Raw genomic sequence first — 24,249 nt, 5'->3', positions numbered from 1 at the left:
TTTAAGTTGTTATGAACCTAGCTGAGCAGTTTGCAGCACTCGATACAGTGCTAATGAATACCCGCGAATATTGGCAATGTACAGCATTTGATTTTGATGAATTACCGTGGCCTGAGCTACAAGCGGCGTTAAATAACTTATCAGATGAAGATGTCGCAAGGCTTGATAACGATCAGCAACAGCTTTATCAATTTTTTAGCCCGTTTATTGCCGGGGTAGAGCAGCTACCTGAGCTGTGCAATTTACCAAAAAGCCAGCAGCAACGCGGTGAATACCCGTTTTGGATAAGTAACGGTATTAAAGGGCGTAAGTTTGAGCAACTGCAAGACTTTGTTTCAGCATTAACGAGTAACACACAGCCTGTACTCGAATGGTGCGCTGGTAAAGGGCATTTAGGCCGAATGCTTGCTTATAACGGCGCGCAAAGCGTGCACAGTGTTGAGCTACAAGGGCATCTTTGCGAGCAAGGAGAGCACAGTGCACGCAAGCAAGGTTTAGCGATGAAATTTAGCCAAGCTAATGTACTTGAAGATGAAACGCGCCATTTTTTTAATACCGACACACATGCGGTTGCACTGCATGCATGTGGCGCACTGCACCAAAAATTTATGCAACACGCCAGCGCCGCTAGGGTAAAACGTATTAGTTTTTCGCCGTGCTGTTATCACTTATTTACCGATAGTCGTTATCAGGCAATGAGTGAGCTTGCCCTTGCTAGTAAGCTTAATTTAACGCACCGCGATCTAAAACTGGCGCTGCAAGAAACAGTTACAGCTCCTTCACGTGTAGCTAAAATACGAAAAACTGAGGTGGAATGGCGCTTAGGGTTTGACGCACTTCGAAAGTCACTCACTCATGAACAATATTACGTGAGTGTGCCTTCCGTTAACAAAGCCGTGTTTTCTGATACGTTTGCACAGTTTTGCGCTTGGGCGGGGGATAAAAAGTCTATAATTATCCCTCAAGATACTGATTACGATAAGTTTTTATTAATTGGTAAGGCGCGTAAAAAAGTAACAGAGCGAATCGAACTGGTTCGACATGTGTTTAGAAGAGCAATAGAAGTTTGGCTTGTGCTCGATCGTGCTTTATATTTGCAACAGCAAGGTTATCACGTTTCAGTTACCACCTTTTGTGAGAAACAATTAACTCCTCGCAATATTTTAATTCTTGCAAACACCAACTAAAAAGGCGCTCATTATTTGTCTTTTCTGGGGTGTAATTTCTATCCCGTCCTAAATAAGAGATGCAATGAGAAAGCTAAAAAATTTATTCGAAAACAACAAACGTTGGGCTGCACGTACAACCGAAGCCAACCCTGAGTTTTTTAAAATATTATCAATGCAACAAAACCCAGAGTACTTGTGGATTGGCTGTTCAGACTCCCGTGTTCCTGCCAACCAAATTGTAGATTTACTGCCGGGTGAATTATTTGTACACCGTAATGTAGCTAATGTGGTGGTACATACTGACCATAACTGTTTATCGGTAATGCAATACGCGGTAGAGGTGCTTAAAGTAAAACATATTATGGTGGTTGGCCACTACGGCTGTGGCGGCGTACAAGCGGTATTAAATAACGCTAAATTTGGTTTTATCGATAACTGGTTACGCCATGTTGGCGATGTAAAAGAAAAACACTTAGAGCAGCTTAATGCAATGGATGAGCAACAGCGTTTAAGTCGCTTAATTGAGCTAAATGTTATTGAGCAAGTACGCAACGTGTGTAGAACAAACATAGTTCAAGATGCATGGGATAAAGGTCAAGAACTCACAATTCATGGTTGGGTATATGGATTAGAGAACGGCCACTTGCACGACTTATCCTCGGTTGTAACCTGCGCCGATGAAGAAGGCGATGTGTATAAAAAAGCCGTTGCACATGTATTTGCTAAAGCCGGTTGCGAGTAATTTAAGCAATGACTAAAACGGCAATAATCATAGGGGCAACAGGGGTTGTGGGGAGTGAGCTATTAACGCTTTTACTGCAAAGCCCTGCGTTTGGCCATGTGATTGCTATAACTCGCCGTAAGCTGGACGTTGAACATACTAAGCTCACTAATCAGGTTATTGATTTTGATTGTTTAACTAACTACTGCGCGTTATTTAAAGGGGATGTGTTTTTTTCGTGTTTGGGCACTACTAAAAAGCAGGCTGGCTCAACCGCGGCGCAGCGTAAAGTTGATTTTGATTATCAGTTTATTGCGGCGCAAATGGCGGCAAACAATGCAGTGAGCCATTATTGCTTAGTGTCATCAAGCGGCGCCAATGCGCACAGCATCAGCCCTTACTTAAAAATGAAAGGCGAGCTTGAGCAGCACATAAAAACGCTGGGCTTTGCAAAAGTAAGTATATTCCAGCCGTCTTTATTAACGGGTGAGCGAAACGATACACGAATAGCTGAGCAAATAGGCGCATTTGTGTTACCTGTTATTACTCAACTTCCTTTTTTAAAACGTTATAAACCCATTACGGGTAAGCAAGTGGCGCTAAAAATGTGCGCTGTAAGTTTAGCGCAGCAACAATCACTGCAATACTATGTATTAGAGGCACTTTTTGATACATAGTGGGCTTTTAGTTAAAACTAAAAGCAAAAAAAGCAGCCTTAGCTGCTTTTTTTGTGGCTGAGTATACAGATGTAGTACGTGCTACTCGGCGTTATTTTTAGCATTTAGTTGTTGCTCTAGTAACACAACTTTTGCTTCAAGCTCTGTGAGTTTTTCACGAGTACGAATAAGTACTTGGCTTTGCACATCAAATTCTTCGCGGCTAACAAAGTCCATTTCAGCCAGCTTATTTTGTAAAACTTGTTTGGTTTTACCTTCCAGTGTATCTGCTAGGTTTTTTACACCTTGCGGCATGTTGTTGGTGATTTGCTTAGCAATTTCTTCAAGTTTTGCTGGATTGATCATAATCGTCCCTTGCTGTTGCCCTAAAATGATAATGACTCATATTACCTTATACCTAAGGTATTTAATACATGATCACCACAATGGAATTAATTAATCTAATGGCTATGCCTGTATCTGTGGTTACGGTAAAATTAGCTGCCTTTTAAAACTCCATGGTCGTTATGAAACTCAATCCAAAACAAGATGAAGCAGTAAAATATATTAGTGGTCCGTGTTTAGTACTCGCGGGTGCAGGCTCAGGTAAAACGCGCGTAATCACTAACAAAATTGCTTATTTGGTGCAAAAGTGCGAGTACAAAGCACGTAATATTGCTGCGGTAACGTTTACGAATAAAGCGGCCAAAGAGATGCGCGAGCGTGTATTACAAACGCTTAATAAGCAAGAGGCGAAAGGGCTGTGGGTATCAACCTTTCATACCCTAGGGCTTGAAATAATTAAAAAAGAACTCAAAACACTTGGCTTTAAAGAAGGTTTTTCACTGTTTGATGACCAAGATACTAACCAGCTGTTAGGTGATTTAACCGAAGACGAACTTAAAAAAGACAAAGACCTACTTAATCTTTTAAAAATGCAAATAGGCAGCTGGAAAAACGAATTAATTTTACCAGAGCAAGCTATACGCGAAGCACGTGATGCGCAAAAGGCGTTATTTGCGCAGCTTTACGCGCGTTATCAAAATCAGCTGCGAGCATATAACGCACTGGATTTTGACGATTTAATAATGATCCCCACCTTATTACTGAGTAGTAATGCCACCTCACGAGAGCGTTGGCAGCAACGATTTAGGTATTTGCTGGTGGATGAATATCAAGATACCAATACCAGCCAGTACCAGCTTGTTAAGTTATTAGTAGGCGAGCGAGCGCGTTTTACTGTGGTAGGGGATGATGACCAATCTATTTATTCATGGCGCGGAGCCCGCCCCCAAAACTTGGTACTGTTAAGTAAAGATTACCCCGGCCTTAGGCTCATAAAGCTTGAGCAAAACTACCGTAGTGCCCAGCGCATTCTAAAAGCAGCAAATATTTTAATTGCCAATAACCCGCACGATATCGAAAAAAAGCTATTTAGTGAGCTTGGTTACGGTGAGCCGATTAAAGTGATTGGCTGTAGGGATGAAGAGCATGAGTGCGAGCGAGTTGTTGCTGAAATAATTTCTCATAAATTTATGAAGCGCACCAGCTATAAAGATTACGCTATTTTGTATCGCGGTAATCACCAGGCGCGCGGTTTTGAAAAATCATTAATGAGTAACCGCATTCCCTATAAAATTAGTGGCGGAATGTCGTTTTTTTCGCGCTCAGAAATTAAAGATATTATGGCGTATTTACGCTTGTTGGTTAACCAAGACGACGATAACGCCTTTTTACGCATTGTTAATACGCCGCGCCGTGAAATAGGCACCGTTACACTTGAAAAGCTAGGCACACTTGCAAACGAAAAACACCAAAGCTTATTTGCCACCTGTTTTGATAACGACCTAGGCTACCGCCTTAAAGGGCGTGGCTTAAATGCGCTTTCGGGGTTTGCACGTTGGGTTGTTGAGCTTTCAGATAATGCAGTGCGTAGCGATACACTCGAAGCGGTAAAAGACTTGGTACGTAATATTAACTACGAAGCGTATTTATATGAGTCATCGCCAAGTGCCAAAGCGGCAGAAATGCGCATGAAAAACGTCTCTGAGCTGTATCGTTGGATCACCGATATGCTCACCGGAGATGCCGATAACGAACCGATGACCTTACCTGAAGTGGTCAGCAAATTAACGCTTCGCGATATGCTAGAGCGTAACGAGGAAGAAGATGAGTCTGATGCGGTACAGTTACTTACTTTGCACGCATCTAAAGGCTTAGAATACCCGTACGTATTTATGGTTGGTATGGAGGAGGGGTTATTGCCACACCAAGTAAGTATTGACGAAGAAAACGTAGATGAAGAGCGCCGTTTAGCATACGTAGGGATCACACGGGCCCAGCAAGAGCTGACACTAACGTATGCAAAAATACGTCGTCAGTTTGGCGAAACCTCACAAACAGAGCTAAGCCGCTTTGTGCAAGAGTTACCGCAAGATGACCTAGCGTTTGAAAACAAAAAAGCCCCAAGCTCGCAAGCTGAGCGCATGGAAAAAGGCCAAGCACGGGTCGCTAACTTAAGGGCGATGCTGAAAAAACCTAGTTAATAGACTGCGCGGCGTTGTTATTAGCCGCTACTGACTCCGATAAGCCTTGCTGCTTAGCAACAAATAAGTTTAGTCCGTATTTATCTAGCAAGGCTCTAAAGTTGAGTATAGAAGGGCCTTTGGCAATGACTTTTATGCCTTTTAGCTGAGTGATTGCCAGTACACCTTGTAATTGCAAGTTAAAGCTTTCTTGTTGCAGTACGCGTTTACTAAAGGTTGAGCTAAGTAGTACATAATCGAAGGTAATGTCGGTCAGTGCATTTAGCTCACAGCGGTCTTTTGCAAAGTTATTTAAGCCAATGCTGTAGCCAAGCTGCGAGAGCTTTTTAAGGTTTTCTAGTTGAGTTGCACAGGCGTAACGTATTTCTTGGTCGTCAAACAATAAACACAGTTGGCTTTGCCCTTGCAGCTTACTTAATACCTCAGTAAATAAATTGAATTCAAGCGCTTCTAAAAGTAGCCCTGAGCATGGCAATAATACCATGGCTACATTTGCCGCTAAGGCATGGGAATAGGCGTGCTGCAAGAGTTCTAATTCAACTTGGAGGTGCTGCTCTTTATCGGTTGCAAACTTTTTCAGCACTTCAAAACTGGTATAGCCTAATACAGGGTGTTCACCAAAGGCTTCAAACAGTGACTCTGATTGCTGTTGTTCATCAAGGTTTATAATATCTGCACTTCTAAAACTCATCGGAAGTGAATCAAGATGGTGCTGTGCTGGAGATTCTGCACTTGTTAGTGTTTGCGTTAATAACGGGTGGAACAGCTCATAGCGGTCGCGCCCTGCATTTTTAGCATAATACATAGCAGCATCGGCATCGCGAATAATTTCATCGGTATGCTGATAACTTGAATTTGAGTACGTTATACCAATACTTGCACCACTTTGAATGCAGGTACCTTTACTGCAAAATGGCTTTTTCATTATATTAATAATGCGATCAGCTACATCTTCTGCTTGTTGTAGCTCTGTTAAGTGGGTAAGCAAAATTACAAATTCATCACCACCAAGGCGAGCGAGTAAATCGTGTTCGCGAATACAATGCGAAAATAAATCAGCCACACTTATTAAAAATTGATCGCCGGCATGGTGACCTAGTTGATCGTTTATATCTTTAAACTTATCTAAATCAATAAATAACACAGCAAAGTGATGATCAGGAAAACGATGGTAATGCTGCAGTGTTTTTTCTAGCTGGGTTAAAAACAAGCTGCGGTTAGGCAGGCCCGTTAATGAGTCGTGATGCGCATCATGATAAAGCTGCTGCTCTACTTTTTTACGCTCATCAATTTGCATTTGTAAATGTAGGTTAGCTTGTTGCAGCGCCTTTGTTTTTTCGTTAACTCGATACTCTAACTCTTGGTGGCTAGATTTAAGTGCTTGAGTGGCTAATTTTGTTTGTAAAACCGTGGCAATTTGGTGTGATACAAATGTAATAAGCTCGCAGTCGTCTTTGCTAAAAATATGATTATTATTATACGCTTGGCATGCAATTAAGCCGATAACCCCTTGCGATGTTTTAAGCGGAGCACCTAGCCAGCTGGTGGCCATTTGCTCCTCTGGTACTGGCTTATTTCGTTGTACATCACCACTTTCTAATAGCTCTTTGGCTCTACTAGGGTGTATAAGTTGGGTCTGCTCGCTGCTAATAACCAGTTCGCTATAACCTTTTGCAAACGGCCTTGGCTCGGTGTTGTCTTTAAATTCATCCACACAGTACGGGAAGCTAATCCAACCAGTCTCTTTGTTATAAAGTGCAATGTATAAGTTTTCTGCGTATGTAATGGTTTTTATTATTTGATGAATTTTTACATAGGCATCATCTAAGTTTTGCGCTTGCGTTGCCAACTCCGATATTTTAAACAAAATTTGTTGGCGTTGTAGTGCGCGTTTTCGTTGTTCAATTTCTAGGTTTAGCGCATCATTACTTTGCGTGAGCGCGCGGGTGCGAATTTTTACTTCAGATTCGAGCAGCTCTCTTTTTTTAACTCGCTCTATGGCTGTGGCTAAGTATAAAGACATTACCTCGAGTAAATGCACTTGCTGGCTGCTGTAATCTTGGTGTTTATCGTAACTTTGCGCAGCAAGTACGCCAATAATGTTTTGCTCTTGATAAATAGGAACACCAACCCAGTACTCAGCAGGTGAGCCTAGTGCTTTAAATAAGCCGTTTTGTGCAGCGCTTTGCATCTCTTGTTTGGTAAAGCAGGTGGTTTTGCCAAGCTTATAAACGTAGCCTGTAGCGCCTTCTTCAAAACTATTATCTTGATTGAGGGCGACTGATATACCATCTTTTTCATCACAAAAATAAGAAAGTTCCAAGGCATGAGTATATTGATTAGCAAGCACCACGTAAAAGCTTTTACTAGGTAGGTATGCTTGTAAAATGTCATGGATAGCGGGGTAAAGTAAGGTTAATTCGGCAACAGAGCTTGCTTGCTCTGATAGCTGAATCAGGGCATTTTGTAAGTGGTGAGATTGCTTATACTTTTCTAATAGCGCTTTAAGACGTTTATTTTGGTGCGCTAGTTTACTCGGTGCCGCGGGTTTATCTTCCGATGACATGAATCATATTGTTTTATTATTGTATGTTTATTAAACGTATAATTTCACTTTTAGTTGCGATCGTCAAGTAACTAATGCCCTAAAATAGCAACTAAAAAGATTATTTTAGAAATAAAAAAAGGCCTATTATAAAAATAGGCCTTTTTAAATTAATCACCCTAGTTATCAGGGGTTTAATTAAATTATTTAGATGTCATGAAATCAATAGCTGCGCTAATCTCATCATCAGAACAATCCATACATGTTCCTTTTGGCGGCATCGCATTAAAACCGTTGATAGCGTGATCAAGCAGTACATCTTTACCTTTAGCGATACGCGGTGCCCAGTCATCAGCTGATTTAGGTGCACCTAGTGCGCCAGTACCGTGACAGGCAAAACATGCGCCCTGGTACACTTGCTCACCAGAGCGAGGGCCAGTAGGAGCTGCGGCTGCAGCAGCTTTCTCGCCTTCAAGATAAACAGCGCCAACTGGTGCTAAACGTTTTTTAATCGCATCTTCAGTCATAGAGTTATCATATGGCTGTGCGTATGCGGTGGTTGCTAGCACTAATAATGCTGCAGCTGATAGTTTTTTCATTTTGCCTTGCTCACTTCGATTTGAACGTGATCAATCACGATTATAGATGACGGAAATTAAACCGATTATACCTTTGTGTAACAATTTATAAAACGCCCACTGGTGTTTTTATCGATAAAACTGGCTAATTTTTGCGTTAACGCAATAAAATTGCATGTTTCAGTTAACAAACATTTATAATCGGTGGCTTAGTAAATCACTATTTAAGCTAATGCTAGTACGTTTTTAACCAGTTTTTCGATCCCCGCATCGGCATCTAAAATAGACTGCGCCAGCATATAAGCAGGGGTGGTAACGAGTTTATTGTCCTCATCAATCACAATATCATCAACCGCACAGGCTGCGTGTGTAGAGCCTAGCTGGGTTAAAGCGCTTGCGGTCTGTTCATCATTACCTATGGTTAAAGTAGCATTGGGATATATAAACGGAATTAAAGCCGGCGCAATACACATGTATCCAGCCGCTTTTTGTGCATTAGCAAATTGTTTACAGGCCTCTAAGACTAGGTCGCTTATCTGCGCATCAGCGCCTTTAACGGCAAAATCACATAAGTTTTTAGCGGCGCCAAATCCCCCTGGTACTATTAACGCATCAAATTCAGATGCCTTTAATTTGCTTAATGATTTTATATCACCACGGGCAATGCGTGCTGCCTCAGTGAGTACATTACGGTTGCTTGGCATTTCTTCACCGGTGAGGTGATTAATAGTGTGAAGTTGTTCTATATCAGGAGCAAAACATTGATATGCAGCACCGTTTTTAGCTATGTGCAGCAGTGTTAATACTGCTTCGTTTATTTCACTGCCATCGTACACACCACAGCCGGCTAATATTACAGCTATCTTTTTCATGCTTTTGTGCTCCTTAAGTATTTTAAATAAGTCGTTTGGGTGAAGTTTAACACGGGCCAAAACACACACTAAAATAATTTTTTAGTTTAAAAAGTATTCGCAGTGCAAGTTGTATTGCGGTTTATGCCATTTTTGCCAGTGAGCTTGTAAAAAAAATTATAAAGGATCGCTATGATCTTTGATCCATTATGCTAGAATACTCCTCCGGTTATTTAAATGGATACAAATAACTAAAGTGACTAACAGGGGATGTATCAGTTAGAAAACCTTTTTCCACATTGGTTTTAAAATAATAAAAAAAGAACCTCGTATTATCTTTTTTAAACAAAACAAGCAGTTATTTATTTTTCTAAGCATTTTATTATGCATTGGAGGAATAGCTCGTGGCTGTTATCTACAAAGTTATCCACAGGTTGCTCCGCAATAATTATGGCTACTAAGCGTAATTCACTGTCGTTTTATTCACAACCTTATGGCATGCTTGTAATAATATTACTTTTTTGTATTTAGGATCCAAATTCACCATGGCTCAGATCCCCGAAAACCCGCTAATTTTAGTTGATGGCTCTTCATATTTATTTCGTGCTTATCATTCTCCACCGCATTTAACTAACTCTAAAGGTGAAGCAACTGGCGCTATTTATGGCGTGGTAAACATGCTTAAAAGTTTGATCAAACAATATGATCCGAGCCACATGGTGGTGGTGTTTGATGCCAAAGGCAAAACGTTCAGAAACGATATGTATAGCGAGTATAAAGCTAACCGTCCACCTATGCCTGACGATTTGCGAACGCAAATAGCGCCACTGCACAGTATTATTAAAGCGATGGGCTTTCCGCTAATTAGTATTGAAGGGGTTGAAGCAGATGATGTTATTGGTACGTTTTCACGAATAGCGACTGAGCAAAAGCGCCATGTATTGGTTTCTACTGGCGATAAAGACATGGCTCAGCTAGTTAACGAGCATGTTACGCTAATCAATACCATGACCGACAGCATTTCAGATCCTCAAACCGTTGTTGAAAAATTTGGTGTGGGCCCTGAGCTAATCATCGACTATTTAGCGCTAATGGGTGATAAGGTTGACAACATCCCAGGTGTTGAAGGCTGTGGACCTAAAACAGCTGTTAAATGGCTTCAAAAATATGGATCGCTTCAAGGTGTAATTGATAATGCTGGCGATATTAAAGGCAAGATTGGTGAGAAGCTTGCAAATGCCCTTGATCATTTACCACTTAGTTATGAACTTGCCACCATTAAATGTGATGTTGAGGTAGAGTCAGACCTAGATACCTTTAAAGTACAAGAGCCAAATAAAGATGAGCTTATTGCACTGTATGGTGAGTGTGAGTTCCGCCGCTGGTTAGCTGAGCTGCTTGATAACCCAAAAGATGCAGAAAAAGCACTCCCTGCTGAGGCAAATGAACTGCCAAAAGTAGAAGATGCACATTACGAAACTATCTTAACCGAATCACAATTTGATACGCTTATTGAGCAGCTAAATAGCGCTGAGCTATTTGCCTTTGATACCGAAACAACCAGCCTTGATTACATGCAAGCGCAGTTAGTAGGTATGAGCTTTGCTGTAAAAGCAGGCGAAGCTGCTTACTTACCAATTGCACACGACTACCCGGGTGCACCAGAGCAATTAAGCCTTGAATATGTAATGCAAAAGCTTGGGCCAATCCTCGCCGATGCTAACAAAGCTAAAGTAGGGCAAAACCTAAAATACGACAAGAGCGTACTGGCTAATGCAGGCTATGAGCTCAATGGCATTAAGTTTGATACTATGCTTGAGTCGTACGTATTTAATAGCGTGGGCACTCGCCATGACATGGATTCATTAGCGCTTAAATACTTAGGCCATAAAAACATTAGCTTTGAAGATATAGCCGGCAAAGGGAAAAAGCAGCTTACCTTTAATCAAATTGAGCTTGAGCAAGCTGCGCCTTATGCAGCAGAAGATGCCGATATTACACTGCGTTTACACCAAGTACTTTGGCCAAAATTAGAAGCTGATGAGAAGTTAAAGTCAATATTTGAAACAATAGAAATGCCATTAGTGAATGTTATTTCTGATATTGAACGCACCGGCGTAGCAATTGATAGCAACATGCTGGCGGCGCACAGCCAGCGTTTAGGCGAGCGTTTACTTGAACTTGAAAAAGAAGCGTTTGAGATAGCTGGCGAACCATTTAACCTAAGCTCGCCAAAGCAGCTGCAAGTACTTTTATTTGAAAAACTTGAGCTGCCAGTCATTAAAAAAACACCTAAAGGTGCACCTTCAACGGCTGAAGAAGTGCTACAAGAACTTGCCCATGACTACCCATTACCTAAGGTGATTATTGAGCACCGTGGTTTATCTAAGCTTAAATCAACCTACACTGATAAATTACCATTGATGGTTAATGAGAAAACACAGCGCGTGCATACTTCTTATCATCAAGCTGTTACGGCCACAGGGCGTTTGAGTTCTACCGATCCTAACTTACAAAATATCCCTATTCGTTCTGAAGAAGGACGTCGTATACGTGAGGCATTTGTAGCGGCACAAGGCTATAAAATTGTGGCTGCCGATTACAGTCAAATTGAGCTGCGTATTATGGCGCATTTATCGCAAGACAAAGGGCTACTAAATGCCTTTGCTAATGGGTTGGATGTACACAGTGCAACCGCTGCTGAGGTATTTGGGGTTGAGCTAGAGGATGTAACCACAGATATGCGTCGTAAAGCTAAAGCAGTAAACTTTGGATTAATTTACGGCATGTCAGCCTTTGGTTTAGCGCGTCAGCTTGATGTGCCACGCCACGAAGCGCAGCACTACATAGATAAATACTTTGAGCGTTTCCCTGGGGTACTTGAGTACATGGAAACAACCCGCGAAAAAGCGGCCGAGAACGGGTATGTAGAAACTATTTTTGGGCGTCGTTTACACTTACCAGAAATTAATGCACGTAATGGAGCTCGCCGTAAAGGCGCCGAACGTGCAGCAATCAATGCGCCAATGCAAGGCACAGCCGCTGATATTATTAAAAAAGCAATGTTGAGCGTGCATAGCTGGGTTAATCAACAAGCTCCCAATACCATTAAGTTACTTATGCAAGTGCACGATGAATTGGTGTTTGAAATTAAAACCGATTGTGCGCAAGCATACACAAAGCAAATTTGTGAGCTAATGTCGCAAGCGGCTAGCTTAGATGTCCCTTTAATTGTAGAAGCTGACGAAGGTGAAAACTGGGAGCAAGCCCACTAACCTAAAACATGCTTACATTTTAAAAGCGCCGCAAGGCGCTTTTTTATTGCCTCTAAATAGCCCACTCAATTAAGCGAATCGATTTAAGTAATTCTACGCGTAAACAAAGTTTAGTTAAAAGTAGGTTAATTTAAGCAACTATTTGTATTAAATAGTTATATGTTCGTCAATTCGAACTATTTTGGCGGAATATCATTGTATTTTTATGCGCGCTTTTGCTAAAGTGCGCGCGTCCTCATCCTGTAGGACATCCTGTTGATGATGCATCTGAAAAGGTGCAACAAATTGATAGCTTCTCCCCAGTTTGCTATATCGGCCTGCTTGTTTTAAGCAGGCTGCTTTTTCTTCCTCATTAGATTGTCCTTTAAAGCTAAATGGCTCCTCTAAGCGCTTTTTTACTATTCACACTTTATGCTCATTTATGTTTATTATTTTTTGTGCCATACCTTGCGCGCCTTCAAACGGGTATATGTATAAAGCAGTTATAATGCAAACGTAGGCAAGTAAAGCTATCTCACGCAATTATTAGCGTGGATGTTGCGGTATGCCCCTAAAAAGCATCAATTATAGGCTGCTATATCGTTATTAATTTTTTAATAAGAGTACGGGCTAAGTAATTTAGCGCCGTCTTTAATTTGAGGTGGTTTGCCCCTATTTCAGGTGATAGTATCGAAAGCGCTATTATTCTCATTTTATTTTAGGAGTGCGTTATGTTTAAAACGTTAGCCATTATCGGTTTATCGTTATCAAGTGTTGCTTTATCTAATGCCGCTCATGCAGATTGGCAGCTAGTCAATGACAAGAGCCAATTAAGTTTTGTTTCTATCAAAAAAGACTCGATTGCTGAGGCACATCATTTTACTAACCTAGAAGGAACACTTTCAGACAGTGGTGCTTTTAGTGTAAATATAGACTTAACCTCTGCAGAAACACTGATCCCTATTCGCAATGAACGTTTAACTCAATTTGTATTTGAAGCGGCTAAGTTTCCTCATGCAGTTTTAACCGCGGATTTAAAAAAGCAATTAAGTAATATTAAAAAACCGGGCCAGCATGTATTAAAAGAGGTTGATGCGCAGCTTGATTTTCATGGTAATAAAAAGCCATTAAAAATAAATGTACTTGTTAGCAGTGCCGAAAATGGCGATTTAAGCGTGTCGTCGTTTACGCCTGTGATTGTAAATAGCCAAGACTTTGGTGTGACCGAAGGCGTTAAAAAGCTACAGCAATTAGCTGGTTTATCTGCCGTTGCTACAGCCGTACCAGTTACTTTTGCGCTAACACTTAAAAAACAGTGATCTCGTTAACGGCGCTTAGTAAGCAATTAAGCGAGCCTAGCAAACCGTTTGATAGTTGGCAGCCTACCGAGTGTGGTGAGCTGCCGATTATGATTAACGAGCATGGGCAGTGGTTTTACGATGGCAGAGAAATTACTCGCCCCGCGTTGGTAAAACTGTTTGCCAGTGTTTTATGCAAAGAAGGTGAGCAGTTTTATTTAAAAACACCCATCGAAAAAATAGCGATAGAGGTGCAAGATGCGCCTTTCGTTATCGTAAGCTGGCATATTGAGAGCACAGCGCAAGGGCAGGTTATGTGTTGTGTAGATAATTTAGCACGGCAATGGTTAATCAGTGCTGAGCAGCCTCTTTATATAAAAAACTATAAAAATGCAGCGGTGCCTTATTTGCAATTACCTTATGGGTGTAGCGCGCGGGTATCACGGAGTGTGTTTTATCAGTGGGCTGAAATAGCCGACGCTGATGAGCGCGGCTATTTTATAAAATCAGCAGGGGGAAAATTTTATCTTTCGTAGGTGCTTATTTTTAAGCGTCTGAGCTGTCTTCATCACTTTGCGGTGCAACAGCCACAATTGGCCCTAAATACCACTCATCTAGCTTTTTAGCGACTTCTGGTAAACCTGTTCCCTTAAGTGATGAAAAAGCGTGTACAGTGATGTCACCGTCTAGTTCACTTAATTCGCGGCGTACTTGCAGTACTTGTGCTTTACGCGCACCTTGCTTGAGCTTATCGGCTTTAGTTAAAAGCGCCAATACTGGGATTTCGCTGCCAATAGCCCAGTTAATTAGATCTTTGTCTAAATCTTTTAATGGGTGGCGAATATCCATTAATATAACAATACCTTTTAAACTTTGACGTTTTTGTAGGTACTCACCCAGTGACTTTTGCCACTTCTTTTTCATTTCAATAGGTACTTTAGCAAAACCATAACCGGGTAAGTCGATTAAGCGCATATCGTCTACTTCACCTAATTCAAAGGTGTTGATTAACTGCGTACGACCTGGCGTTTTACTGGTACGAGCAAGTTTTTGATCTGTCAGTGCATTAAGCGCACTTGACTTACCTGCATTAGAGCGACCTGCAAACGCGACTTCAATTCCCGTATCAGCAGGTAATTTAGTGATGTCTGGCGCGCTTGTTACAAAAGACGCAGTATTATATTTGATACGAGATTTGAGCACAGGCTCTCCTAAAAACGTAAAAGTTAATCTTATTGAGCTAAATTCACTCAGGGCGCGTATTTTATACTATAAAGGATGTATTAAAAAGCGTATTTAAACACCTAAAAACTCTATAAATGGCACTATTAAAGCTGCTTAAAGGTTAATCTAGGTCAAAACCCTATAAATTATAAGCTTAATATGAGTAGAAAACGTGCCAGAGAATTTTTTATCGTGTAGAATACATGAATTACAACATCCATATTGTAGATGATACAGGGTCGGAAACAGAGAATTCACCATGAAAAAAATAGCACTATCTTTAACAATATTGCTTGGTGCGTTGTCAGCAAGCAACGCAACAGCATTTGATGGCGATGTAAACGCAGGTAAAGAAAAATCAGCAACGTGTGCGGCTTGTCACGGCCCAGACGGTAATGCACCGGTTAATATTTACCCTAAACTTGCAGGCCAGCACCCAGATTACATCCTTAAACAACTTAAGGATTTAAAATTAGGTATGACTTCAGGCGGTAAAGAAGGCCGTATGGATCCTGTAATGAGCGCGATGGCTATGCCACTTAGCGAACAAGACATGAAAGACCTATCTGCTTATTTTTCTTCATTGAACATGACTGAAGGCGCCACCCCTAAAGACGTGGTTGAAGTTGGTCAAATGCTTTACAAAGCAGGCGATGCTGAACGTGGTATTCCGGCTTGTGCGGCGTGTCATGGTCCGCGAGGCAATGGTTCGTCTCTTGCTAAGTTTCCTAAAATTTCTTTTCAGCACCCAGAGTACATTAAAGCTCAGCTAGAGAAGTTTCGTGATGGAACCCGTAAAAACGACCATAACGGTATGATGCAAGATATAGCGAAAAAGCTAACTGATAAAGATATTGAAGTACTATCTCAATACTTAGGTGGCTTACACTAAAGTCGTATTTATCTAGTATTAGCTAGTGTAATACTATGTAATATGATTAAAAAGCAGCTTGCGCTGCTTTTTTTGTGTCCACATTTTAACGATATCACCCTTTAGTTTGTGAGACATTTGCTATACTCTTTTGTAAGAAATAACTTATTTTAAAAATATTTTTGCAGTTAAGTTTATGTTTATTATATTTTTTTTGTTTTTTATATGTGCTCTATGTAAGAAAAATTATATAAACCAGTTGTAACAAAAATATTAACGGGTAAATTAACCACTGTCGCAAAACAACAATAACAACATGGATTATGCTAAAGGAAAATGGCGCGACACGACTGAATAGCACATTGAAGGTGCTACAAAAGGAAATAACAAGAAAGCGTCAGGATGACCGTAAATAATAAAATCTCAAGGAAGTTTAATAATAAAAACAAAATGGAATGTAACAAGGAAGGTTAAAATAATAACAATACGGACTGATAATAATAAAAATAATAAAGACTAAAAAAAGTCGAAGGGAGAAGTGTCCAGATAATGGCGCTCAGATTAGTAGGCGGTAGAGATGTTTTCTCTACCGCCTTTTTATTTGTCCTGTTACAATACCCACCGTTTAGCAATAAGCTAATGCGCTAATTCAACGAGCAACCCAAGCTTTAATGCGCAAATCGAATTCTTCTGGCTAGGCCAGCACTGCGATGCTCATGTTATGTGCCTCGCTCAAAACCTCTTAAGTGAGATGATCAAGATATGAGTAGAAAGAAAAAATCACGCAAAATTCCTTCAAACGGCCCTGTTCGTTTAAGCCAAGATAAGCTTAAAGAAATGCGTGCGTTAAAAGAGCAACGAGTTAAAAAACCAAAGGGTGCTAAGCCTGGTTCTCGTAATGCACCTGAGCTATTAGATAGCGATACTAAAAAAGCAAACTCAGCGCCAAAAGATAAGCGCGTCGGCAGTAAAAAAGCCGTGCCTTTAGTGGCTAGTGCACCACAGCCGCAAGTAGAAATGAAGCGTAACTTAAAGCCAACAGTTGAACTTAAAAAGGTTACAGAGCCAGAGCTTACGCCGGAGCAAGAGCTAGAAGCGCTTGAAAACGATGAGCGTTTACTTAAGCTCGTTGAGCGCCATGAGCAAGGTGAAATGCTGACGGGTAAAGATGCGAAGTACTTTAATAGCCGTATTGCTCGCCACCAAGTACTTTGTAAGTTACTAGGTATCGAAGATGAAGACGAAGACGAGTTTGAAGATGATTTTGAAGATAACTTCGAAAGCGATGGTAACTCAGATTTCGATAAGTACCTTTCAGATGATTTAGCCAATGAGTGGCTAGATGATGATGACGACAAATAGTAAGGGCGCTTAATGAGTACCGCAGTGATTGTAGCCTTGTTTGTAGGTGCTGTTATTATTGCTGGCTTAGCATTTTATGCAGGTCAGTTGCTCTATAAGCTTAACGCGCAAAAAAAGTTAATTGCGCAAAAGCAAGCTGAGCAACGGCAAAAGCTTAAGCAGTCGCGCTTAAAGCGTAACGCTAAACTTGCAGATAGCATCCATCTTATTGCTCGTGCAATGGCTGAAGAGCAATGTGAGTACTCTGAAGGCTGTTTACGGATTTGGGTTTTAATGTCTCAGTACGCTTTTGAAGATGAGCGAGATTTAACGCTAGCTTACCCAGGCATTTATAAAATGTATAACGTTGTGAAAGAAATGCCGACCCACGATGCACGCAAAAAATACTCTAAAAAAGAGATTTTTAAGCAAGATACAGCACGTTGGCGAGCTGAAGAAAACTTTAGTGATGAGATTAAAGCCGATTGCGACAAAATCATTGTTGAGTTTAAAGCTGCGCCGGGCAGCGAAAACATCGTGTTTAATTAAACCCTCTAGAAAATACAAAAAGCAGACTCAGGTCTGCTTTTTTTATGCCTGCTTATCAGCACGTTTTTACCACCTCAAACGTGATAAGCGAATTGCTATAGCACTAATTAAATCACTCGTGAGAAACGGGTTTTACTTATTTGCTTTTGTAAGTGAGCATCAAAGCACATACATATAATACGAATAAATAGATTTCCGCGAGGCGTGACGCGTATTACCTTATCGTTTATATGCACCATGTCATCGTCTATTAAAGGCTTTAGCGCCAACAGCGCATCCGCAAAATACTCATTAAAATGTATAGAATGCTTTTTCGCAAATGCGTGTGTGTCTAATTCAAACTGGCAAATAAGTGATTTAATAGCCTCTGCGCGTATTACATCATCGTGCGTTAAATGCATTCCTTTATGTATAGCACTGCCGGCTTGCGTTTCAATTGCGTGATAATAATGCTTAAGCACTTTTTGGTTTTGTAAAATGGCGGTGCCAATTTGCGAAATAGACGAGACCCCTAAACCTAATAAGTCGCAATTACCGTGGGTGGTATAGCCCTGAAAGTTGCGATGTAACTGCCCTTTATTTTGCGCGACTGCAAGTTCGTTGTCGGCTTTTGCAAAATGATCCATACCAATAAACTGATAGCCTGCAAAGGTCATTTGCGCCAAGGTGTTTTTAAACATGGTTAGCTTGTCGTGGGCACTGGGTAAGTCAGCCTCTTTTATTTTACGTTGCGCTGCAAAGCGCTCTGGTAAATGTGCGTAATTAAATACAGAGACTCTGTCTGGGCTTAAGGCAATTAATTGCGCTATTGTTTTTTCAAAGCTTTGGGGTGTTTGTTTAGGCAGGCCATAGATCATATCTGCATTTATAGACTTAAAGCCAAGCTCGCGGGCTTGGGTTATCAGTGCTTTAACGGTATCTACTTGCTGTGTGCGGTTAACCGCTTGTTGTACTTCATCATTAAAATCTTGAATACCAAAGGATACGCGGTTAAAGCCTAAAACCCGTAAGTGTATAAGCATATCTTTAGCAAGGGAGCGTGGGTCTATTTCAATGCCTCGCTCAGTGTTGCGGGTAAAGTGAAAGTGCTGCTCTAATAAGTTAATTAAGCGCGTCATTTGCTTTACAGTTAAAAAGGTTGGCGTACCACCCCCTAAATGCAATTGCTCCACTGTGTAGTGTTTAAATAAAGGGGCATGCGCTGCTATTTCTTTTGTTAAATAATCTAAATATACATCGGCTTTAGACTGATGGCGTGTGATCACCTTGTTACATCCGCAGTAATAGCAAAGCTCACTGCAAAATGGGATGTGAATATACAAAGAAAGTGAGCGACTAGAGGATGATTTTATAGCGCTAACAAGGTCTTGTTGCTGATACCCCTCGCTTAAAGATAAAGCGGTGGGGTAGGAGGTATAGCGCGGCCCTGACACGTTATACTTATTTATAAGAGTTTGATCCCATTTTGGAAGCTTTATCATCACGCGCACCTTATGTATTAATGAGGTGTTGAGTATAAAAAGCTTTTAAGGGAGGGGTTTTGATCTACAACAAAAAAAGGTGCCTAAGCACCTTTTTAAAATAGTATTTTTTGTTAATACGTCATGTTGTGGGCATCTTTTAAGTATTGAAACAATTCTTTATAGCCCTTGCCTGGCTTTTCAGCTTTAACTTCTTTAGCGGCGTTGCGTACCAATTGGCGCATTTTTTGGCGCTCAAGGGTCGGGTATTGCTCAATAGTTTCGTTAATTAAATCATCGCCTTGCTCAATTAAGTCGGTACGTAATTGCTCAATTTTTTTAATTAAAACCTCAGCTTGGTTATTTTTATTAAGCATTACGTCAATAATGGCTTTAATTTCTTCAACGTTTTCTACTGTGCGTAGCGTTTTAGCAATGTAATTTAAGTGGCGGCGGTACGCATCGCTTTTATTACTGATTTTATCAGCAACTACCATGGCTGCTTTCAAATCGTCATTGAGTGGTAAGCGTTCGCGTTGCTTTTTCCCCATTTTAGCAATTTCAGAACCTAACTGATGAAACTCTTGCGCGTCGCGCTTTAGTTCACTTTTTGATACGTAAATAATTTCTTCTTCAATTTCAGCAGGCTTGCCTTTTTTCTTCGCCATGGGGTGCTCTTAAGTAAAAATAACTTTTGCCATTATACGCGATTCTTTTAGTGATTAATATTAGCTGATGTGGTGCAGTGAGTGTGTTAGCATTTAAAGATAAGAAATGCGTGCAATATTGCCTTAAGGCTCAGGACTTAATTTATGAAAAGCCAACAACACGATCCAATTTATTCTCAAATCTCTCAAGTAAAAGATGCCGTAGCTGAAGTGCTCGAGCATGCTAAAAAATTGGGTGCCACTGCCGCAGAAGCTGCTATGTCTAGTACATCGGGTTTATCGGTAAGCACACGCATGGGTGAAGTAGAAACCATAGAGTTTAACCAAGATGGTGGTTTAGGTATCAGTGTTTATGTAGGGAATAATAAAGGCTCAGCGTCTACTGCTGATCTAAACCCAAAAACACTGCGCACGGTAGTAGAAAAAGCCATTGATATTGCCAAATTTACCTCAGACGACCCTTTTAATGGTATTGCCGATAAAGAATTACTCGAGTTTGCCCCTAAGGACCTTGATTTATATCATCCGTGGGATGTAAGCCCTGAGCAAGGTATTGAGCTATGTCACGCTGCAGAGCAAGCCGCTTTAAATGCTGATGAGCGTATTGTTAATTCAGATGGTGCAAGTTTTTCATCGCATCAAGGCTTACGTGTGTATGGTAATAGCCATGGTTTAATTGCTGGTTTTCCACGTACGCGCCACAGCATTAGCACGATGGTAATAGGCAAAGAAGGCGAGCACATGCAGCGCGACTCTGCTTATACTGTTGCTCGCGATCAGGGCGGACTTAACGACGCTGCTGCGGTAGGCCTAGAAGCCGCCACCGAAACTCTGGCTAAACTAAATAGCCAAAAGCTGGGTACTATGAAAGTCCCTGTTATTTTTAGAGCCGATATTGCCAACTCATTGTTTGGCCATTTAGTGTCGGCAATTGGCGGCGGGGCGCTTTATCGTAAATCGAGCTTTTTACTCGACAGCCTAGGCACTCAAGTATTTAGTAAGAGCGTTAATATTGCTGAGCGTCCTCATATATTAAAAGGATTAGCGTCGTCGCCTTTTGATAGCGAAGGGGTAAAAACGATTGACCGTGAAATAATCCAAGGTGGCGAGTTACAAACCTATTTATTAGCAAGTTACGCTGCACGTAAAATGAATATGACGCCAACAGGCCATGCAGGCGGTATTCATAACTGGTTAGTTGAGCAAACGCACAACGATTTATCGGCTTTATTAAAAACCATGGGAACAGGCTTATTAGTTACCGAGCTGATGGGGCAAGGCGTAAACACCGTTACGGGTGACTACTCGCGTGGAGCGGCTGGTTTTTGGGTAGAAAACGGTGAAATTCAGTACCCTGTTAGTGAAATTACCATTGCCGGAAATTTAAAAGACATGTTTAAAGGTATTTCGGCCATAGGGGGCGATATTGAGCGCAGAGGCGGCATTCAAACCGGCTCAGTACTTATAGAGCAAATGCAAGTAGCAGGCGCATAATAGCAATTTGCAGTAATACGTAATTAAGCGAATTGGTATAATATAAAAGCACATATTAAAGCCGAGCATTTAAACGCTTGGCTTAAACGTGCTTTATTTAAATTTTTGAGGTGTTGAATGGCTAAAGATAGGTACGCACCAAAACCCCTGACTGACATTATGGCAGGCCTTAATAATCGCTTATCGGCCTATGCAGGTAAAAGCCAAGCGCTTGATAAGCAACAGGTGTTGCTTAAAGAGTTTTTAGGCCCAAAGCTTGCTGAAAAATGCCGTGTGAGTAATTACCGCGATGGCACGTTGATGATTGAAGCTGTATCGGCGGCAATTGCCCTTAAACTTAATTATTTAAAAATGGATATGCAGTCGCATTTTAGAGCGGCAGGCATGGCAGAGCTCGGACAAATTAAAATTGTTGCAAACCCTCAAGCAACAGCGCGCTTAAGCCCAACAACAGATAAACCCGGCCCCGCAGGTAAAGCACCTGGCAATTCAAGAAAAATGAGCCAGCAAACTTCAGATTACCTTAATGCCATTGCCGCATCAGCCCCACCTTCGCTGAAAGAAAAGCTAGAGCGCCTTGCTCGCCATGGTAAAAAATAACTCGCAAAAGCGCGATTATGGTTGTTGGTAGGGCTATTTTGTTACCTCGTCTCATAGAAAATACTTTGTTACATATTCTATTTTATTGTTTCTTTAATGGGGTTTATCATACAAATTCGGCGTGTTGTTTTAACCGCCTAAATATTAATTTCATTAAGTGAAAGCATCGCAGGGCGCTTTTATTTTTTCTCTGGCATGCAATAGTTTAATGAAATAGATATTTTATTCTTTACTAACAAACGGAATAATTATGAAAAAAGTAACTATTACCGCTGCAAGTATCGCACTTGCACTGGGCCTAGTAGGTTGCGGTGAAAAACAACAAGAAACGCAAGTGGGCGACACCGCTGCCGTTACAGCACCTGCAGAAAAAACGCTTGAGCTAGGTGTAAACCTTGCCAATATGGATGAGTCGGTTCGTGCACAAGATGACTTTTATTACCATGTAAATGGACAGTGGCTTGCTAAAACAGAGATCCCTGGCGATAAGTCGAACTACGGTTCGTTTACACAGTTATACGACGAGTCGCAAAAAGCGATGAAAACAGCGCTTGAAAGTGCCGCTAATAATAGCAGTGCTAAAAAAGGCAGCGATGAGTACAAAATTGGTGCTTTTTACAAAAGCTACATGGATAAAGACACACGTGATGAGTTAGGTATTACACCTTTACAACCTTCACTTAATACCATTGATAGCCTAGATTCAAAAGCTGACCTTGCTCCTTTAATGGCTAAAATTCAGCAGCAAGGTGCGAGCTTACCATTTGGCTGGTTTGTAAATAACGATGCTAAAAATTCAAGTGAATACGCGCTGTACTTATCGCAATCTGGACTTGGCTTACCTGATCGTGACTATTACTTAAAAGATGATGAAAAATTTACTAAAATTCGCGCATCTTACGAGCAATACATAACCGATATTTTAGCTAAATCAGGCGTTGAAAATGCCGCTGATGCCGCGAAAAGCGTTATCGCATTTGAAAGCGCTTTAGCTGAGGCGCAATGGAGTAGAGTACAAAGCCGTGATGCAACTAAGTCATACAATAAAATGACCGTAGCTGAGGCAAATAAGCTAACAGGCGACTTTGATTTAGCTGCATTTTTCAAAAGTGCAGGGGTAGATACCTCAGACATTATTGTACGTCAGCCAAGCTACTTAGAAGGGTTTGCTGATGTGTACAAAGAAACAGATTTAGCAACGTGGAAAAACTACTTAAAGTTTCATTTTGTAAGTGGTTACGCGCAGTTACTGAGCACTGACTTAGTTGATCTTAAATTTGATTTTTACAGCACCACATTACGCGGCGTAAAAGAGCAAGCGCCACTTTGGAAAAAAGCGGTTGATGCATCTAACAGCGTACTTGGCGAAATTTTAGGTAAAGTATACGTAAAAGATAACTTCCCGCCTGAAGCAAAAGCACGTATGGAAGAGCTGGTAGATAACGTTATTAAAGGTTACGGCGTTGCTATTGAAAACCTGGAGTGGATGAGCCCTGAAACCAAGCTTGCAGCCCAAGAAAAGCTAAACAAATTTACCCCAAAAATTGGCTACCCAGATAAGTGGAAAGACTACTCACAGCTGAGCATTAACTCTGATGAATTAGTGGGTAACTACATACGTTACAGCCAGTGGGCTTATAGCGACATGATTGCTAAATTAGGCAAGCCAGTGGACCGCTCTGAGTGGCATATGACGCCACAAACAGTTAATGCTTACTACAATCCAGTAAATAACGAAATTGTATTCCCAGCTGCTATTTTACAGCCACCGTTCTTTAATTTAGAAGCCGATGACGCTGTAAACTACGGTGCAATTGGCGCAGTAATTGGACATGAGCTAGGCCACGGTTTTGACGACCAAGGAGCTAAATACGATGGTGACGGTAACTTACGTAACTGGTGGAGTGAGTCTGACCTTAAACAGTTTGAAGAGCGTACCGGCGCGTTAGTAGCGCAATACAACGAATATAAACCGTTTGAAGATGCGGGTGTTAACGGCGAGCTTACCCTTGGCGAAAACATTGGCGACCTAGGTGGTTTAACGGTGGCTTATAAGGCGTATCAATTATCGTTAGGTGAGAACAAAGCGCCTGTTATTGATGGCTACACCGGCGATCAACGTTTCTTTATGGGTTGGTCACAAATTTGGCGTCGTAAGTACCGCGATGAAGAGCTACGTAACCGCTTAATGACAGACCCGCATTCACCAAGTCACTACCGTGTTATCGGTATCTTGTCGAACATGCCTGAGTTTTACCAAGCGTTTGACGTAAAAGAAGGCGACAAAATGTATATCAAACCAGAAGACCGCGTAAAAATTTGGTAATTGATAGCCTGTTAGTTAACTTGAATCTGGTTAAGAGATAATTTACCCAACATTTAGGTTAGTAAATAAAAGCCAGTAAGTGTTTAGCTTACTGGCTT

Annotated in this window: 20 protein-coding genes; 13 read left to right on the top strand and 7 right to left on the bottom strand. The window is 41.1% G+C overall.

Annotated features, from left to right (window positions below):
- Positions 1-11 precede the first annotated feature (11 nt).
- From PSH48_RS10770 to PSH48_RS10760, 3 genes are all read left to right on the top strand, one after another.
- Positions 12-1,187, top strand: coding sequence for a methyltransferase (locus PSH48_RS10770; RefSeq protein WP_273611547.1), 1,176 nt, complete (start codon positions 12-14; stop codon positions 1,185-1,187).
- A gap of 64 nt (positions 1,188-1,251) precedes the next feature.
- Positions 1,252-1,911 carry a carbonate dehydratase gene (gene can, locus PSH48_RS10765; protein WP_064386295.1) on the top strand — a complete coding sequence of 220 codons (660 nt, stop codon included), beginning with the start codon at positions 1,252-1,254 and terminating at the stop codon, positions 1,909-1,911.
- 8 nt (positions 1,912-1,919) lie between these two features.
- Positions 1,920-2,567 carry an NAD(P)H-binding protein gene (locus PSH48_RS10760; RefSeq protein ID WP_273611546.1) on the top strand — a complete coding sequence of 216 codons (648 nt, stop codon included), beginning with the start codon at positions 1,920-1,922 and terminating at the stop codon, positions 2,565-2,567.
- A gap of 81 nt (positions 2,568-2,648) precedes the next feature.
- On the opposite strand, the gene ubiK is transcribed toward PSH48_RS10760, so the two are convergent.
- Positions 2,649-2,912 carry a ubiquinone biosynthesis accessory factor UbiK gene (gene ubiK, locus PSH48_RS10755; protein ID WP_004589302.1) on the bottom strand — a complete coding sequence of 88 codons (264 nt, stop codon included), beginning with the start codon at positions 2,910-2,912 and terminating at the stop codon, positions 2,649-2,651.
- A 161-nt stretch (positions 2,913-3,073) separates the two neighbouring features.
- Between ubiK and rep the strand changes: the two genes are divergently transcribed.
- A complete protein-coding gene (gene rep, locus PSH48_RS10750; RefSeq protein WP_004589303.1) occupies positions 3,074-5,092 on the top strand; it encodes a DNA helicase Rep in 2,019 nt (672 codons plus the stop codon).
- On the opposite strand, the gene PSH48_RS10745 is transcribed toward rep, so the two are convergent.
- The 3 genes from PSH48_RS10745 to elbB all read right to left on the bottom strand — a co-directional run bounded on the left by PSH48_RS10745 (position 5,085) and on the right by elbB (position 9,087).
- Positions 5,085-7,658: a sensor domain-containing diguanylate cyclase gene (locus PSH48_RS10745; RefSeq protein ID WP_096738961.1), complete on the bottom strand. Its 2,574-nt coding sequence runs from the start codon at positions 7,656-7,658 to the stop codon at positions 5,085-5,087. The genes rep and PSH48_RS10745 overlap by 8 nt on opposite strands.
- Positions 7,659-7,840: 182 nt before the next feature.
- Complete coding sequence (locus PSH48_RS10740) at positions 7,841-8,236, bottom strand: c-type cytochrome (protein WP_004589305.1); 396 nt, start codon at positions 8,234-8,236, stop codon at positions 7,841-7,843.
- A 203-nt stretch (positions 8,237-8,439) separates the two neighbouring features.
- On the bottom strand, positions 8,440-9,087 hold the full coding sequence (elbB, locus tag PSH48_RS10735) for an isoprenoid biosynthesis glyoxalase ElbB (RefSeq protein ID WP_273611545.1): 648 nt from the start codon (positions 9,085-9,087) through the stop codon (positions 8,440-8,442).
- A 524-nt stretch (positions 9,088-9,611) separates the two neighbouring features.
- Between elbB and polA the strand changes: the two genes are divergently transcribed.
- The 3 genes from polA to PSH48_RS10720 all read left to right on the top strand — a co-directional run bounded on the left by polA (position 9,612) and on the right by PSH48_RS10720 (position 14,154).
- Positions 9,612-12,341: a DNA polymerase I gene (gene polA, locus PSH48_RS10730; RefSeq protein ID WP_273611544.1), complete on the top strand. Its 2,730-nt coding sequence runs from the start codon at positions 9,612-9,614 to the stop codon at positions 12,339-12,341.
- A 710-nt stretch (positions 12,342-13,051) separates the two neighbouring features.
- Positions 13,052-13,639 (top strand): YceI family protein, encoded by a 588-nt coding sequence (locus PSH48_RS10725; protein ID WP_273611543.1) that lies wholly within the window; start codon positions 13,052-13,054, stop codon positions 13,637-13,639.
- The gene (locus PSH48_RS10720; protein ID WP_273611542.1) at positions 13,636-14,154 is read left to right on the top strand and encodes a DUF1285 domain-containing protein; all 519 of its coding nucleotides are present in this window, start codon (positions 13,636-13,638) and stop codon (positions 14,152-14,154) included. The genes PSH48_RS10725 and PSH48_RS10720 overlap by 4 nt, the downstream gene beginning before the upstream one ends.
- A 10-nt stretch (positions 14,155-14,164) precedes the next feature.
- Here PSH48_RS10720 and yihA read toward each other — a convergent pair whose 3' ends face one another.
- On the bottom strand, positions 14,165-14,821 hold the full coding sequence (gene yihA / locus PSH48_RS10715) for a ribosome biogenesis GTP-binding protein YihA/YsxC (protein ID WP_054982948.1): 657 nt from the start codon (positions 14,819-14,821) through the stop codon (positions 14,165-14,167).
- A 280-nt stretch (positions 14,822-15,101) separates the two neighbouring features.
- Between yihA and PSH48_RS10710 the strand changes: the two genes are divergently transcribed.
- The 3 genes from PSH48_RS10710 (at position 15,102) to PSH48_RS10700 (ending at position 17,603) form a co-directional block, all read left to right on the top strand.
- Entirely contained in the window at positions 15,102-15,734 is a 633-nt protein-coding gene (locus PSH48_RS10710) for a c-type cytochrome (protein ID WP_004589311.1), read from the top strand.
- Between the two features lie 741 nt (positions 15,735-16,475).
- The gene (yihI, locus tag PSH48_RS10705) at positions 16,476-17,075 is read left to right on the top strand and encodes a Der GTPase-activating protein YihI (RefSeq protein ID WP_004589312.1); all 600 of its coding nucleotides are present in this window, start codon (positions 16,476-16,478) and stop codon (positions 17,073-17,075) included.
- A gap of 12 nt (positions 17,076-17,087) precedes the next feature.
- Entirely contained in the window at positions 17,088-17,603 is a 516-nt protein-coding gene (locus tag PSH48_RS10700) for a DUF2489 domain-containing protein (protein WP_273611541.1), read from the top strand.
- A 107-nt stretch (positions 17,604-17,710) separates the two neighbouring features.
- Here PSH48_RS10700 and hemN read toward each other — a convergent pair whose 3' ends face one another.
- Positions 17,711-19,084: an oxygen-independent coproporphyrinogen III oxidase gene (hemN, locus tag PSH48_RS10695; RefSeq protein ID WP_248452220.1), complete on the bottom strand. Its 1,374-nt coding sequence runs from the start codon at positions 19,082-19,084 to the stop codon at positions 17,711-17,713.
- A gap of 113 nt (positions 19,085-19,197) precedes the next feature.
- A complete protein-coding gene (yjgA, locus tag PSH48_RS10690; protein WP_154944601.1) occupies positions 19,198-19,731 on the bottom strand; it encodes a ribosome biogenesis factor YjgA in 534 nt (177 codons plus the stop codon).
- Between the two features lie 144 nt (positions 19,732-19,875).
- On the opposite strand from yjgA, the gene pmbA reads away from it, so the two are divergent.
- The 3 genes from pmbA (at position 19,876) to PSH48_RS10675 (ending at position 24,151) form a co-directional block, all read left to right on the top strand.
- Positions 19,876-21,225: a metalloprotease PmbA gene (gene pmbA, locus PSH48_RS10685; RefSeq protein ID WP_273611540.1), complete on the top strand. Its 1,350-nt coding sequence runs from the start codon at positions 19,876-19,878 to the stop codon at positions 21,223-21,225.
- A 117-nt stretch (positions 21,226-21,342) separates the two neighbouring features.
- Positions 21,343-21,825 (top strand): DUF721 domain-containing protein, encoded by a 483-nt coding sequence (locus tag PSH48_RS10680; RefSeq protein WP_121636872.1) that lies wholly within the window; start codon positions 21,343-21,345, stop codon positions 21,823-21,825.
- Positions 21,826-22,075: 250 nt separating this feature from the next.
- A complete protein-coding gene (locus PSH48_RS10675) occupies positions 22,076-24,151 on the top strand; it encodes a M13 family metallopeptidase (RefSeq protein WP_273611539.1) in 2,076 nt (691 codons plus the stop codon).
- Positions 24,152-24,249 lie beyond the last annotated feature (98 nt).

It is taken from the genome of Pseudoalteromonas sp. Angola-4 (assembly GCF_028599265.1).
Classification (GTDB): Bacteria; Pseudomonadota; Gammaproteobacteria; order Enterobacterales; family Alteromonadaceae; genus Pseudoalteromonas; species Pseudoalteromonas atlantica.
This window is presented reverse-complemented; position numbering and strand designations above follow the sequence as displayed.

What these genes read in the sequence shown, in the direction of transcription:
- PSH48_RS10770 (WP_273611547.1), top strand. Translation starts at nt 12, where the DNA reads ATGAACCTAGCTGAGCAGTTTGCAGCACTCGATACAGTGCTAATGAAT.
- can (WP_064386295.1), top strand. Translation starts at nt 1,252, where the DNA reads ATGAGAAAGCTAAAAAATTTATTCGAAAACAACAAACGTTGGGCTGCA.
- PSH48_RS10760 (WP_273611546.1), top strand. Translation starts at nt 1,920, where the DNA reads ATGACTAAAACGGCAATAATCATAGGGGCAACAGGGGTTGTGGGGAGT.
- ubiK (WP_004589302.1), bottom strand. Translation starts at nt 2,912, where the DNA reads ATGATCAATCCAGCAAAACTTGAAGAAATTGCTAAGCAAATCACCAAC.
- rep (WP_004589303.1), top strand. Translation starts at nt 3,074, where the DNA reads ATGAAACTCAATCCAAAACAAGATGAAGCAGTAAAATATATTAGTGGT.
- PSH48_RS10745 (WP_096738961.1), bottom strand. Translation starts at nt 7,658, where the DNA reads ATGTCATCGGAAGATAAACCCGCGGCACCGAGTAAACTAGCGCACCAA.
- PSH48_RS10740 (WP_004589305.1), bottom strand. Translation starts at nt 8,236, where the DNA reads ATGAAAAAACTATCAGCTGCAGCATTATTAGTGCTAGCAACCACCGCA.
- elbB (WP_273611545.1), bottom strand. Translation starts at nt 9,087, where the DNA reads ATGAAAAAGATAGCTGTAATATTAGCCGGCTGTGGTGTGTACGATGGC.
- polA (WP_273611544.1), top strand. Translation starts at nt 9,612, where the DNA reads ATGGCTCAGATCCCCGAAAACCCGCTAATTTTAGTTGATGGCTCTTCA.
- PSH48_RS10725 (WP_273611543.1), top strand. Translation starts at nt 13,052, where the DNA reads ATGTTTAAAACGTTAGCCATTATCGGTTTATCGTTATCAAGTGTTGCT.
- PSH48_RS10710 (WP_004589311.1), top strand. Translation starts at nt 15,102, where the DNA reads ATGAAAAAAATAGCACTATCTTTAACAATATTGCTTGGTGCGTTGTCA.
- yihI (WP_004589312.1), top strand. Translation starts at nt 16,476, where the DNA reads ATGAGTAGAAAGAAAAAATCACGCAAAATTCCTTCAAACGGCCCTGTT.
- PSH48_RS10700 (WP_273611541.1), top strand. Translation starts at nt 17,088, where the DNA reads ATGAGTACCGCAGTGATTGTAGCCTTGTTTGTAGGTGCTGTTATTATT.
- hemN (WP_248452220.1), bottom strand. Translation starts at nt 19,084, where the DNA reads ATGATAAAGCTTCCAAAATGGGATCAAACTCTTATAAATAAGTATAAC.
- yjgA (WP_154944601.1), bottom strand. Translation starts at nt 19,731, where the DNA reads ATGGCGAAGAAAAAAGGCAAGCCTGCTGAAATTGAAGAAGAAATTATT.
- pmbA (WP_273611540.1), top strand. Translation starts at nt 19,876, where the DNA reads ATGAAAAGCCAACAACACGATCCAATTTATTCTCAAATCTCTCAAGTA.
- PSH48_RS10680 (WP_121636872.1), top strand. Translation starts at nt 21,343, where the DNA reads ATGGCTAAAGATAGGTACGCACCAAAACCCCTGACTGACATTATGGCA.
- PSH48_RS10675 (WP_273611539.1), top strand. Translation starts at nt 22,076, where the DNA reads ATGAAAAAAGTAACTATTACCGCTGCAAGTATCGCACTTGCACTGGGC.